The sequence below is a fragment of the Clostridium ihumii AP5 genome (genome assembly GCF_000612845.1).
Lineage (GTDB): Bacteria > Bacillota > Clostridia > Clostridiales > Clostridiaceae > Clostridium_J > Clostridium_J ihumii.
In genome coordinates this window covers 88253-103317 of sequence record NZ_CCAT010000083.1, presented here as the reverse complement: position 1 = coordinate 103317, position 15065 = coordinate 88253, and the positions used below count along the sequence as shown (strand labels likewise).

Genomic DNA, 15065 nt, shown 5'->3' with positions numbered 1-15065 from the left:
CATAACCCCCTATAAATATTTATAATAATCAATGTTTAAATAGTATCTTTATCAAATGATAATATTAAACTTACAGTTTATTTTTATTATCATGTTTAGAACCAATCAACAATTAACAGTTAACAATTAACAATGATGGTTAATATTATTCACTTCGTTCTTAATATTTATGAATAGAATTCCATAAAAACTATATTTTCATATTGTTTTCAAACTAATTTGCTTAGCAAATTATCATAAAAATTGATTCAAATAAACTGAGACTTCAGTTTTATCCCTCATCGTTAATTGTTAATTTTGTATAACACTTCAAATTGCTCTTTCTCAACTAAAACATAAATAACTTAAAGTTTAGACTTGTATCCCTATAGAATAAAAAAGTTAAGACTTAAGAATTGCCTATATACACTTTTCTTAAATCTTAACCCTTTTTAATTATTTGCTAGACCACTTTAATACCGGTGTCCTTGCTGCTTTTACCTCATCTAATCTTCTTACTGGAGTATTGTGAGGAGCTTCATGAAGTAATTGAGGATTTTCCTTAGCTTCTACTGCTATTTTTTTCATTACTTCAATGAATTCATTTAAATTTTCTATACTTTCACTTTCAGTTGGTTCTACCATTAAAGCTTCTTCAACTATAAGTGGAAAATATACTGTAGGTGGATGAATTCCATAGTCTATAAGCCTTTTAGCTATATCTATAGTAGCAATATGATGTGGATTGTCTTTTAATGTACTTAAAACCACCTCATGCTTACATACATCATCTTTTCCTAAATTATAATATTCTTTTAATGACTCTTTTATATAGTTAGCATTTAAAACTGCATTTTGAGATGCTGCTTTCAAACCTTCTTTTCCCATTGTCAATATATATGAATATGCTTTAACCATAACTCCAAAATTTCCATAAAAGCTTCTAATCTTTCCTATTGAGTCTGGTCTATCGTAATCTAATATATATTTTTCATTTTCTTTTTTTACAATTGGATAAGGAAGAAATTTTGCTAATTCTTTCTTAACCCCTACTGGAGCTGATCCTGGACCACCACCACCATGTGGAGTTGAAAATGTTTTATGAAGATTTAAATGACAAACATCAAATCCCATATCTCCTGGTCTTGTTATTCCCATAATAGCATTCATATTTGCGCCATCATAGTATAAAAGTCCACCAGCTTCATGAACTAATTCACTTATTTCTTTTATATCTTTTTCAAATAATCCAAGCGTGCTTGGATTAGTAAGCATTAAACCTGCAATTTCATCATTAAGAGCTTTTTTTAGTTCTTCTAAAGAAACTCTTCCATCAGGATTTGATTTTATTTCAACAACTTCAAACCCAGCAACTGCTGCACTTGCTGGATTAGTTCCATGTGCTGAATCTGGAACTATTATTTTTGTTCTCTTAAAATCTTTTCTATTTTCATGATATGCCTTTATTAATAAAAGTCCTGTAAGTTCTCCATGTGCTCCAGCTGCTGGTTGCAATGTAAAATCATCCATACCAGTTATTTCTGTTAATCTTTCGGAAAGATCATACATAAGTTCTAATGCACCTTGTGATATCTCTTCACTTTGACATGGATGTATCTTAGAAAAACCTGAAAGTACTGCCATATCTTCATTTATTTTAGGATTATATTTCATAGTACATGAACCTAATGGATAAAATCCTTTATCTACACTATAATTTTTATTTGAAAGAGCTGTATAGTGTCTTACAATATCAACTTCACTAACTTCTGGAAGTTCTAATTCTTCTTTTCTTATAAGATTTTCAGGAAGAATCTCTTCAAGCTTTACCTCTGGTACATCTAACTTTGGAAGTTTATAGCCTCTTCTACCTTCTGATGACAGCTCAAATATAACTTTATTATACTTTCCCATTATATCGCCTCCATCACTTTTACTAATTTATCTATATCTTCCCTTGTTCTCTTTTCTGTTACACAAAGTAGCATTGAATTTTCATACTCAGGGTAAACCTTTTCTAAATTATATCCACCTAAAATATTAGATTTTAATAATTCTTTATTAATCTCACAAGGTGAAGCTTCTGATCTTATTGCAAATTCTTTAAAGAATGGTTTGTTGAATACTGGTTTATATTTTCCACTCTTAATTAATTCATTATAAGCATAATGGGATTTTGCTAGACACTGTTTAGCAACTTCTTTTATTCCTTCTTTTCCAAGTGTAGCCATATACATAGCTGCTCCAATTGACATTAATGTTTGATCTGAACAAATATTAGAAGTTGCCTTTTCCCTTCTTATATGTTGCTCTCTTGCTTGAAGTGTTAAAACAAATCCTCTATTTCCATCAACATCCTCTGTCTCTCCAACTATTCTACCTGGCATTTTTCTCATAAGCTTTTTAGTTGTATTCATAAATCCAAGTCCTGGTCCCCCAAAACTCATATTAGCACCTAAACATTGACCATCACCTACTACTATGTCTGCTCCTAAACTGCCTGGACTTTTTAATATTCCAAGTGATATTGGATCAACATTCATTATAAGTAATGATTTATTTGAATGAACAACTTTTTCAAGCTCCTCAACCTCTTCTAATAAACCAAAGAAATTAGGTGTTTGAATAATTACAGCAGCCACATCTTTATTAAGAAGTTCTTTTACCTTTTCAATATCAGTTACTCCATCATTTAAATCTACTTCAATTAAATTGTGTCCCTTAAATTTTAAATAAGTTTTTAATACTTTTCTTGTTTCTGGATTTACTGACTTTGAAACTATTACAGTCTTTCTTTTTGTACTAACAACTGCAAGTGATGCAGCTTCCATTGTTGCTGTTGCACCATCATACATAGATGAGTTTGAAACTTCCATTCCTGTTAAGTTACAAATCATACTTTGATATTCGAATATAGATTGAAGTGTTCCTTGACTAAGTTCTGCTTGATATGGTGTATATGCTGTATAAAATTCTGATCTTCCAGTTAAGTATTTTATAACTGCAGGAATATAGTGATCATAACTTCCTGCTCCTAGAAAACATGTTAAATCTTCTATTGATTTATTTTTTATACTCATATCTTTTAAACGTTTTTCTACTTCAAGTTCTGATAATCCACTTTCTAAATTTAAATCTCTTTTAAGCTTAACGTCATCACTTACATCATAATATAAGTCATCCATTGATTTCATTTTTAGAAAATCCAATACATCTTTAGTTTCTTTTTCTGTATTTGGAATATAAGGAAACATCATTATGCCTCCTTACTTAACTCATCACAAATTTTCTCATAATCTTCTGGTTTAATTAATTCTTCTAACTCTTTTTCGTCTTTTAACTCTATAGCTATCATCCAATTTTCATATGGATCTTCATTTAATGCTGCTGGATTATCATCTAATTCTTCATTAACCTCTACTATTGTTCCTGATACTGGCATATAACTATCTGATGCTGCCTTTACTGATTCGATTGTTGCAAAGCTATCGCCTTTTTCTAATTCATCATCAACATCTGGTAATTCTATAAAAACTATATCTCCAAGCATACGTTGAGCACAATCACTTATACCTATATATGCTTTATTTCCTTCAACTTTTATCCATTCATGGTCCTTTGTGTATAATAAATTATTTAATACTTTCATATTTATACCCCCTATTTATTTAAAATATCTATTTACTTTGAGTTTTCTTTGTATAAAATCTCTTGTCTATAACAACTGCTTTTAATTCTTTATTTCTAACTTTTATATCAAATTCTGTTCCAATTTTAGTGTAATCTATCTCTACTAATGCAAGTCCTATTGATTTTTTTAATGTTGGTGATTTATATCCTGTTGTTACATGTCCTATTACTTTTCCATCTTTTAGAATTTCATATCCATGTCTTGCAATTCCTTTATCTAAAAGTTCAAAACCAACTAATTTTCTAGTTATTCCTTCAGTTTTTTGTTTTATTAGTGCATCTTTTCCTATGAAATCCTCTTCAACTTTCAATTTTACAAAGAATCCAAATCCCATTTCTAATGGAGTTATATTTTCATCCATTTCATTTCCATAAAGAGGTAATGTTGCTTCAAATCTTAATGTATCTCTTGCTCCAAGACCTATTGGTTCTGCCCCAAATTCCTCTCCATTTTTCAACATAGCATTCCATAGTTCTTCTGCATCTTCTGGTTTACAATAAATTTCAAAACCATCTTCCCCAGTATATCCAGTTCTTGATACTAAACATTCTTTCCCATTCACAATTACATTTCTTCTAGCTTTAAAGAATTTTATTTCATTTAAATCCATAGAAACTAATTTTTGTAGAATCTCTTGAGCTTTTGGACCTTGTAATGCTAATTGAGCAATATTTTCTGATACATCCTTTATCTCAATATCAAAATTACCTTTATGATCTAATATCCACTTAACATCTTTTTCTTTATTACTAGCATTTATAACTAAGAAAAAATCATCTTCCTTAAATTTATAAACTAATAAATCATCTACTACTCCACCAGTTTCTTTACACATAAAAGTGTATAAAACTTCATTATCATTAAGAGTATTAACATCATTAGTAACTAAGTATTGAACAAATTTTTGTGCATCCTTACCTATTACTGTAACTTCCCCCATATGAGATACATCAAATAATCCTGCTCTTTCTCTTACTGTCTCATGTTCATGTAAAAAGCCTTTAAATTGTGTTGGAAGTTCATAGCCTGCAAATTCAACAACTTTTCCACCATACTGTTCATACACTCCTCTTAATGGAGTTTTTTTTAATTCTTGCATTTAAATATACCCCCCAATTATCATATTAATTTCAATAATGAAATTAAAATATATAAAAGATACTAATAATTATTAATATCTAATATTTCAATTCAAATCTTAATAATTATTTTAATGTTTTGCTTTTATTTTTATAAATAATAAGATCAGCCCGAAAATATTTCAAAATTAACAATAATTTTAAATCAATAATTTATTACCTACTTTGCTAATTGTAATCCTATACTTATTTATAATATTAAATATTCATTAATATAAATTTTATAACTAAAATTTATATTAAGTTTGTTAAATAATTGTTTAAGTTTATATAATTTTCTAAATTTTCTATTATTTACTTTCATTATAATTGCGTTTCTATTATTTGTAAACCATATACATAATTAAATATATTATTTGTTTTATATTTATACATTTGTTATTGTAAATTTTTAAAATATTTAATTTGGTAATTTAGATTTCAAATAGTAATTATTTATATTTTAAATACTTATAATTACATCTATTCTATATAGTTATTATAACTTTATTTTTTAGATTCTTATTAAGATTTTTATATATTTTTTTATACTAATTCGGTAAAGTTATGTTTTTATATTTTCTTGATTTAAATTATACTTTTTTAATATATCTAAATTTTTATATTTTTAAGCATAAATTTGGTGCTTTGTTTAGGTTTTTATTACTACTATCTAATTTCTATTTTATTTATATAATCTCACTAATTTGTAATATATTATTTTAAAATTTAAACCTTATTAAATATAAATAAACTTTAAATGCATTTGTAAATTTAATTTTTAACAATATTTTCAAATTATCATTATTTAAAACTTACAACTTTTAGTTCCATTTATACATCTTAGTCATAGACTATATTAATATAATTATTATAAATTTATTTGATATATCTATTGACTTTTATTTAGAATAAATATATTATTAAAACATAATTTAATAAAATTAATCCCATGTTAAAGGGGAGTAGTTATAAATGTATCTTCAACATTCCGGCAATTTGCCTGGAGATATATACCAATTGAAAGTTGGTTACAAGACCTTTGACATAGATTTCAATAAGACTTGAAATCTATGTCAAAGGTCTTTTTTGTTAAATTAGATGTAAAAATATAGGAGGGAGTACTTATTTTATGAAAACTTATTTTTCACAATCAACAAATCAAATTTTAAATGAATTAAATTCTTCTCTTGAAGGACTTAATGACGAAATGGTAAAAAAACAAAATGAAAAACATGGCCCAAATGAACTTAAAGAAAAAGAAAAGAAAAGTACCTTTGTAATTTTTTTAGAGCAATTTAAAGATTTATTAGTTCTTATCCTTATAATTGCTGGTTTTGTTTCCATGGCTATAGGTAATATGGAAAGTACTTTAGTAATTTTTGTAGTTATAACATTAAATGCAATACTTGGTACTGTTCAGCATATTAAAGCTGAACAATCACTAAATAGCCTTAAAGCTTTATCTGCACCAAACTCAAAGGTAATTAGAAATGGTGTTAAAACTGAGATACCATCTAGAGAAGTTGTACCTGGAGATATTTTAATTTTGGAAGCTGGTGACTTAGTTGCAGCTGATGGTAGAGTTATAGAAAATTATTCACTTCAAGTTAATGAAAGTTCACTAACTGGAGAATCTGAAAGTGTTAATAAAACTAGTGACGTTATATCTTCTACAGAACTAGCACTTGGTGATCAAAAAAACATGGTCTTCTCAGGTAGTTTAGTAACTTATGGTAGAGCTACTGTTATAGTTACTGATACTGGCATGAATACGGAAATTGGTAAAATTGCATCTCTTCTTGAGAATACTCAAGCTAAAAAGACACCATTACAAGCTAACTTAGATGATTTCAGTAAGAAATTAGCTATTATAATTCTAGCTATTTCAGTTGTTATATTTGGAATTGACGTATATCGTGGAACCCCTATATTAGATTCTTTAATGTTTGCTGTTGCTTTAGCTGTTGCTGCTATTCCAGAAGCCTTAAGTTCAATTGTAACTATCGTTCTTGCATTAGGAACTCAAAAAATGGCTAGTGAAAATGCTATTGTTAAACAGTTAAAAGCTGTTGAAGGACTTGGATGTGTTTCTGTAATATGCTCTGACAAAACTGGAACACTTACACAAAATAAAATGACTGTAAAAAAATCTTTTGTTGATAACAAAATTATAAACTCTAATGAATATGATTTATCTAATGAAACTGAAGATTTATTAATAAAGTCAGCCATTCTTTGTAATGATTCAACAGTTATTAATAATAATGAAATTGGTGATCCTACAGAAGTTGCTTTAGTTAACTTAGGTAAAATATATAATTTAGATGAAGTATCTCTTAGAAATTCTTATGCTAGAATATCAGAAATACCCTTTGACTCTGATAGAAAGTTAATGAGTACTTCTCATAATTTAAACAATAATAATCTAATGTTTACTAAAGGTGCCCTTGATGTTTTAATTAATAGAATCAAATATATTAAAACTTCTAATGGTATAAAAGAAATTACAAAAGAGGATATTGAAAATATACAAAATACTAACAAATCTTTTTCTGAAAATGGCTTAAGAGTTTTAGCTTTTGCATATAAAGAAATATCTGAAGATTATTCTCTTTCTTTAGAAGATGAATATGGCTATACATTCTTAGGTTTAATATCAATGATTGATCCTCCTAGAGAAGAATCAAAGCATGCTGTAAGCGAATGTTTAAAAGCTGGTATAAAACCTGTTATGATAACTGGGGATCATAAAATAACTGCTTGTGCTATTGCTAAGGAAATCGGAATTTTTAAAGACGGTGATCTTGCTATGGAAGGATTAGAACTAGAAAAAATTTCTGATGAAGAATTAAGAGAAAAAGTAGATAAAATCTCTGTTTACGCTAGAGTTTCTCCTGAGCATAAAATAAGAATAGTACGAGCTTTTCAAGATAAAGACAATATAGTAGCAATGACTGGTGATGGTGTTAATGATGCTCCAGCATTAAAACAAGCTAATATAGGTATTGCCATGGGAATAACTGGTACAGAAGTTTCAAAAGATGCAGCTTCCATGATTTTAACTGACGATAATTTTGCAACTATTGTAAAATCCGTTGCTAATGGACGTAATGTCTATAGAAATATTAAAAATTCTATTAGATTTTTACTATCTGGAAACACTGCTGGAATAATTGCTATATTGTTTACATCATTATTAGCATTACCAATGCCTTTTGCACCTGTTCACTTATTATTTATAAACTTGCTTACAGATAGCCTTCCAGCTATAGCAATTGGTGTTGAACCTGGCAATGATGATATTCTTAATGAAAAACCTAGAAATGCTAAGGATTCTATCTTAACTAAAGATTTTGTAAAAGCTATTTCACTTGAAGGGCTATTAATTTCTATTTTTACTATAATTGCCTTTATGACAGGACTAAAAACAGGTGATGCTTCTACTGCTAGTACAATGGCATTTGCAACACTTTGCCTTGCTAGATTATTTCATGGTTTTAACTGTAGAGGAAACTTATCAATATTTAAACTTGGACTTAACTCTAATAAGTATAGTATTTTAGCATTTTTATCAGGCTTCATTATGCTTACATTAGTTTTAATTGTTCCACCTTTAAAATCATTATTTGAAGTATCAACACTTTCAATACAACAATTAGGTTTAATATATTTGTTATCATTTATACCAACTTTAATAATTCAAATAAAAAAAGTTATTGTAGATGATAGAAAATTTTCAAAAATTCTTTCTACTGAAAAATCAACAATAAGTTTATAATTTAAAATAGAAGTACTTAAAAAGTACTTCTATTTTTTTGAACTCTCACTCAATCCGTATATTCTTTTACTTTTGTCAATAAGTTCTATTTCATTCAATTTTAACAATCCTTCTATAACATAATTAGTAAACTGTATTTTATTTGTAACACCAACCTTTTTTTTACTCCAAATTACACTTGCTTTTTCGTCTTTTATTAATTCTCTTATTTCAACAGCAGACATTTTCTTGGTTACCTTCATATTTTTCAAAACTTTATTACAACATTTATTATATAGTTTGTCCATAAGATTCATCCCTAACTGTCTATCTTTTATTATTCCTATATATATAAATAACATAGTTACAATCATAATAAGTACAATATATATAATATATTTTATCATTTTAACCTCCCATTATTTTTACTTACCAACTTTATTTATATTTAATTACTGTATTTTTAATCACTACTTCAATGATATATATCCATTATTAATAAGAATTTTTATATACTCTATTAGTCTTGGAAGTGCTGGTTCTATATCTTCACCATGACTTTCCTTTAATTTTTCTGATATTTCATATACATTATTATGTCCATCACACAATCTCCAAACAGTTGATCCTATTTTCTCTAATTCTATTTTTATAACTTCAGGTTTTTTAAAAATTTTATGCATTATCTTCTCAGCAAAAGAATCTCTTTTTATGATTAATACTATACTTTCTCCTGAATCATCCCAATTAATTTTTTCATTTCTAAATGGCACTTTCTCCAATATGTTATCATTCTTAGTTTTTTTCATAACTTCCCTCACCTTTTTATTTTATTTATCTCTTTATAAATTTATAGTTTTAAATTTATAGTTTTATGTCTAATTTCTATATTAAAATGATGAATGAAACATAATTATTCCATTCATCATTTATATTAATCTATGCTTTTATTTTTTGTTTAGACTTTTTATTAGAATTTTTATTTATATCATCATTCATACCTTTTTTCAAAATATATATAAAACTTAATGCTAATAACAAATACAATATTAATGAACCAAACTGTCCTAGTATAGGATTCTTCATTGCCATATCAACATTTGCTATTGCAAATATTGCAAGAACTACCCCCATGAGTCCTTCACCTGCAACAAGTCCTGATGCATATAATATACCAGTTTGATTAACAGCTTCTTTTTTATCTTTGTCTTTATTCTTAGTAAGCATATCAAAGCCACCTTTGATAAGTCCACCAAGCATTATTGGTGTTGATAAATGTATTGGTAAATATAAACCTATTGCAACTGGTAATGATGCTACACCTAATATTTCAAATATTATTGATGTCATAACGCCCATAAATACTAAGTTCCAAGGTAAGTTTCCATCCATAATTCCTTCTATTATAAGTTTCATTAGCCCAGCTTGTGGTGCTCCAAAATCTTTTGAACCAAAAGTATATGCTTTATCTAATGCAATCATTATAAATCCAACTGATATAGCTGCTGCTACAACACCTATAAGCTCTCCTAATTGTTGTTTCCATGGAGTTGCTCCAACTAAATAACCTGTTTTTAAGTCTTGAGAAGTATCTCCTGCTATTGCTGAAGCTGTACAAATAACTGCACCTATACATAATGCTGATATCATACCTGTTTTTCCATTCATTCCTGTGGCTTTTAATATTATTGTTGTTAATAATAAAGCCGCTATTGTCATTCCTGATATAGGATTTGAAGAACTACCTACAACACCTACAACTCTAGATGAAACTGTAACAAAGAAAAATCCAAATATAACTATCAATATTGCTCCTAATATTCCAACTGGAATTTGTGGAAATGCTGCTATAGCTATTATTGAAATTACAAGTACAATAATTATAAATCTGCTACTTAAGTCTTTATCAGTTCTTTCAACTTGAAGTTGTTTTTCATTACCTTTTGCACCTTTAATTACATCTCTAAATGATGATATTATAGTTGGTAAAGATTTTATTAAACTTATTATTCCACCAGCAGCAACTGCACCTGCTCCTATATATTTTAAATAATTTGACCATATAGCTCCTGCATTTAAATTTTTTATAACATCTTTTGCTGGGAATATAACATCTGTTGCACTACTACCAAAGAAAGTAATCATAGGAATAAAACAAAGCCATCCTAATAATGCTCCAATAAGCATGTATGAAGATATTTTAGGTCCTATAATATAACCTACACCTAAAAGTGCTGGAAGTGTATCCATACCAACTGTTCCATTTGAGAAGTTTGGAATAGTTTTTTCTATTTCTGTTGGAAACATTTTAAATCCATCACCAAATAGTTTGTATAATGCACCAATACCTCCACCTATAAATATCATTTTAGCACTAGACCCATCACCTTCACCTGCAACTAAAATCTCAGCACAAGCTGCACCTTCTGGATAAGGTAATGTTCCATGCTCTTTTACTATTAAATATCTTCTTATAGGTATCATAAATACAACACCTAACACACCACCAACTAATGTTATTATTGTCATTGTAAATGCATTTGGGTCTTCTCCCCATAAAAATAACGCTGGTAATGTAAATATTGCTCCTGCAACTAAAGACTCTCCTGCTGATGCTATTGTTTGCACCATATTGTTTTCTAGTATTGACTTTCTTTTAAGTATAACTCTCACAATTGCCATTGAAATAACAGCAGCTGGAATTGATGCTGAAACAGTCATTCCAATTTTTAAACCTAAATACGCATTTGCAGCACCAAAAATAATACATAAAATAATACCTACAACAACAGATAATACTGTAAATTCCGGAACTATTTTATTAGCCGGAATATATGGAATATACTTTTTCTGCCCATCTTTCAGTCCATATGCCCCTTCTGGTAATCCTTTTTTCATAAATAATCCCCCTTTATGTTTGGTTTAGCCCTGAATATTTTACTCCTATATTTAATTCTATTTTTCTTTATGTATTTATAGTATTAACTAAGTGTAAATTAAGTAAATTTTTACATGAATTTTAATTAATTTAAACTTATAAAAATTAAATTCAGATTTTAACTTAAGTTGATAATAAGTTGTCATGAAATATTTACCACAATTTAATTAAATATATTTAAATTTAATTTTAAAAATAAAAAACAATGATAAATTATTTTTTATAATTTATCATTGCTTTTATATTATCTATCCTGTTTTAATACTAATGTTTCTGAAATAGTAGATTTATTTCCTTTCATATCAACTATTTCATAATATATTACTGCATTTTTATTTATACTCGATTTTTTTACACTCTTATCATCAAATTTTACAATTAGATTTTTTTTATCTTTATCAACATCCCATTTTTCTTTTGTTCCATCATTATATTCAATCCAACCTTTTAAAACATAAACTGGTTCACTATAATTAGTAAGTGTAGATTTTGCACTTGTAAATGCACCTTCATCTTCTGAATTATATTCAAACATAATTTCTGCTTCAGGATTTTTACCATCATCTTTTATCTCTCTCTCCAAATAAATGTAAATATTATTTTCTTCTTCTTTTAAAACTATTTTACTTTCATTTATCTTTTTAGTATCATATTCGCTGGCACTAATATCTAACTTATACTCACCTAATGCCATATCTTCAAAACTAAATATACCACTACTATTGGATCTAAGTTCTTTGGAAGTTCCCTCTGAATCTATTAATTTTATTTTAGCTGATATTCCTTTTGTGCTACTTTGTTCTGTATAAAATACTCCCGCTTTATCATTTCCAGTAACTTCTAATACTTTTCCTTTTAATACTGTTTTTACTTCTTTAAATTCTTTCATAAAAGCTAGAAACTCGCTTTTTTCACAATCTTTTATATTTATTGTTGCTCCAACATCTTCATATCCATCTCTTTTTAAGTTTATTTCTATTTCATCTTTATTTGTTAAGATTTCAAAAGTCCCATCTCTATTTAATTTTAACTTATCATCATCTGCTTTATTTACTATCTCAACTTTACAATCATCTATAACCTTATTTTCATTTAGCAACTTATCAAAATCCTTGCCATCATTTTTTACCATATCTTTTATTGAATTCTTCTCATATATACTAGCTTCACTTATCAAATTATATTCTTTATTATCATAGGATAATGGTAATTGATACACTTGTCCTTTTATACTATGTTTATAACTTTTAGTTTTTTTGAATGTAAATATATACTCATCTTGTTTATTAAAATCCATTTTTGAAGTTTGAATTGTTGCTGTTTTTTCTTCATTTACCCTTGTAACTGTTAATCCACCAAAGGAATTTTGTATATAATAATAGTTTGGATTAGTTCTAGTTAAATCAAATCTATCATCACCTAATGATGTTTGCTTTGAGAACTCGCCAGTTCCAAATCCAAAACAATATTCCATAGAACACAAATGTGAACCACCTTCTAGTTTTTTAGTTGTTAACCCCTTATTATCCAAGTGTGAAAAAGATGATAAATAAAGATACTTTCCAGTTGCCTTATTTTTTATTGTATAATATGTTCCTGCAAACTTATCATTTTCGAAAAAATTATCACTATCAACCCAACTCAATTCTAAAATCCAACTTTGATATGGATTACCTTCATCTTCTCTTTCTATTATTACATTTTCATCTTTATCACTAGCCAGAACTAAATTTTCACCATCTTTTTCTACTTTAGAATAAATTTTATATTCATCTTCTAATTTATCAAACTTTACAAATGGCATTAAATCATGCGGCATTATATTTCTGTTAAATCCCCATCCATCTTTAGCAAATACAATACTACCAATTGTTATAACACCAATTAATAATGTTAATATTGCTACCACTTTAATCTTTTTTTTCATATAGACCTCCCCCTCGTATATCTATATCAATAATTTTTTAAATTCACCTTCATCTCTATTTTATCATGTTTATTTATATATTCATTTAAAATTTAGTAATACTGTTGTAAATTTATAATTGAAATACCCTTTTAAAAGATTAAATCATTACCTATATAGATTAATATAATTTTCTTTTTTCATTCGTAGCTGAGATTTCAATCTTGGCGATTTTTGATTTTCATATATATTTTTTAAATAATACATTCAAATAACGTTTTGCAAGAATGAATTCTCGCCTACTGAGGAGCGTGATTTAAATTCACACACATAGGTTAATATAATTTTCTATTTTCCTTCATAGCTTCGATTTCAATCTTGGTGGTCTTTGATTTTCATATATATTATTTAAATAATACATTTAAATAAAGTTTTGCAAGAATGAATTCTCGCCTACTGAGGAGAGTAATTTAAATTTACCTACAAATGAAGTGTATTCAATCTTGTATACAAAAATTAAATTTCACATTAAATAAAAAAACTACAGTCAAATTTAAGTAAATCTAACTGTAGCCAACTTCTATATTATTATAATTCTAATGCTATTTCCATCATATCTGTGAAAGTTTCTTGTCTTTCTTTTGGTGTTGTTTCATCTCCTGTTATTATATGATCTGAAACTGTAAGAATAGATAATGCTTTAGCTCCATGTTTTGCACATAATGTGTATAACTCTGCACTCTCCATTTCGATTGCTAATGTTCCGTAATCAATCCATTTTTGAATTCCCATGCCTGTGTCATCATAAAATAAATCACTAGACAATACATTTCCTACTTTTACATTTAAGTTTCTGCTTTTCCCTAAATCATACGCCTTACTTAAAAGTTCAAAGTTAGCACTTGGTGCATAATCCATTCCATTAAATCTTCTTCTATTTATTCCAGAGTTTGTAGATGCGCTTAATGCAAGCACTATATCTCTCACTTTAACATCTTTATTTATCGCTCCACAACTACCTACTCTTATTAACTTTTTAGCTCCATAAAACTGTAAAAGTTCATTTGCATAGATAGATAATGATGGAAGACCCATTCCAGTTCCTTGCACAGAAACTCTCTCGCCTTTATAAGTTCCTGTATATCCATACATTCCTCTAACATCATTATAACAAACAGGATTTTCTAAATAAGTCTCTGCAATAAACTTAGCTCTTAGTGGATCTCCTGGTAAAAGAACCTTTTCTGCTATAGAACCTTCTTCAGCCATTATATGTAAGTGTTTTGCCATATCTATTCACTCCTCTTCATGCTTTCAATTTTATTATTTATCTAATATATTATTTTCTTTAATAATTATAACATACATCTATGGGGTTCCAGATTCAAATTTAAAACAACCTCTTTATCAAATGATACTATTAAGCTTATAGTTTATTCTATTGTCATGTTGAGAACCAAGTAAAAAGTAAGAGTGAATAGTGATTGTGAATATCCTCGGGTATTGAAATCCCCGCTACAATGTTTTATTTGTACTTCAAATAAAATTAATATAATATTTATCCATAAAAGGTTCATTTTTGAGAATAAATTCCCCATTATAATATTCTTACTAACCATAGTTTTAATAGTAACTGTAGCTATTACTTGTTCATCGTTAATTGTTAATTCTTG

At 27.5% G+C, this 15065-nt stretch carries 10 protein-coding genes; 1 reads left to right on the top strand and 9 read right to left on the bottom strand.

The genetic code is table 11. The features are described 5' to 3' along the window. Positions 1 to 435: 435 nt before the first annotated feature. The 4 genes from gcvPB to gcvT are packed head-to-tail and all read right to left on the bottom strand — an operon-like array spanning position 436 to position 4769. Positions 436 to 1893, bottom strand: coding sequence for an aminomethyl-transferring glycine dehydrogenase subunit GcvPB (gene gcvPB / locus BN346_RS16245; RefSeq protein ID WP_040330018.1), 1458 nt, complete (start codon positions 1891 to 1893; stop codon positions 436 to 438). Continuing rightward, positions 1893 to 3233, bottom strand: a complete 1341-nt coding sequence (gene gcvPA / locus BN346_RS16240; RefSeq protein ID WP_040330017.1) for an aminomethyl-transferring glycine dehydrogenase subunit GcvPA — start codon at positions 3231 to 3233, stop codon at positions 1893 to 1895. The genes gcvPB and gcvPA overlap by 1 nt, the downstream gene beginning before the upstream one ends. Before the next feature lie 2 nt (positions 3234 to 3235). Then, a complete protein-coding gene (gene gcvH, locus BN346_RS16235; protein ID WP_040330016.1) occupies positions 3236 to 3628 on the bottom strand; it encodes a glycine cleavage system protein GcvH in 393 nt (130 codons plus the stop codon). A gap of 28 nt (positions 3629 to 3656) precedes the next feature. Beyond that, on the bottom strand, positions 3657 to 4769 hold the full coding sequence (gene gcvT, locus BN346_RS16230; protein ID WP_040330014.1) for a glycine cleavage system aminomethyltransferase GcvT: 1113 nt from the start codon (positions 4767 to 4769) through the stop codon (positions 3657 to 3659). A 1151-nt stretch (positions 4770 to 5920) separates the two neighbouring features. On the opposite strand from gcvT, the gene BN346_RS16225 reads away from it, so the two are divergent. After that, positions 5921 to 8569 carry a cation-translocating P-type ATPase gene (locus BN346_RS16225; RefSeq protein WP_040330013.1) on the top strand — a complete coding sequence of 883 codons (2649 nt, stop codon included), beginning with the start codon at positions 5921 to 5923 and terminating at the stop codon, positions 8567 to 8569. A 29-nt stretch (positions 8570 to 8598) separates the two neighbouring features. Here the strand turns inward: BN346_RS16225 and BN346_RS16220 are convergent, their stop codons facing one another. From BN346_RS16220 to deoD, 5 genes are all read right to left on the bottom strand, one after another. Continuing rightward, entirely contained in the window at positions 8599 to 8955 is a 357-nt protein-coding gene (locus tag BN346_RS16220; RefSeq protein WP_040330012.1) for a hypothetical protein, read from the bottom strand. Positions 8956 to 9018: 63 nt separating this feature from the next. Next, positions 9019 to 9357 carry a PqqD family protein gene (locus BN346_RS16215; RefSeq protein WP_040330011.1) on the bottom strand — a complete coding sequence of 113 codons (339 nt, stop codon included), beginning with the start codon at positions 9355 to 9357 and terminating at the stop codon, positions 9019 to 9021. Positions 9358 to 9487: 130 nt separating this feature from the next. Further along, positions 9488 to 11446, bottom strand: a complete 1959-nt coding sequence (locus BN346_RS16210; RefSeq protein ID WP_051540463.1) for an OPT family oligopeptide transporter — start codon at positions 11444 to 11446, stop codon at positions 9488 to 9490. 284 nt (positions 11447 to 11730) lie between these two features. Then, positions 11731 to 13413, bottom strand: a complete 1683-nt coding sequence (locus BN346_RS16205) for a carboxypeptidase-like regulatory domain-containing protein (RefSeq protein ID WP_040330009.1) — start codon at positions 13411 to 13413, stop codon at positions 11731 to 11733. Between the two features lie 567 nt (positions 13414 to 13980). Continuing rightward, positions 13981 to 14682 carry a purine-nucleoside phosphorylase gene (deoD, locus tag BN346_RS16200; protein ID WP_040330008.1) on the bottom strand — a complete coding sequence of 234 codons (702 nt, stop codon included), beginning with the start codon at positions 14680 to 14682 and terminating at the stop codon, positions 13981 to 13983. Positions 14683 to 15065: the final 383 nt, after the last annotated feature.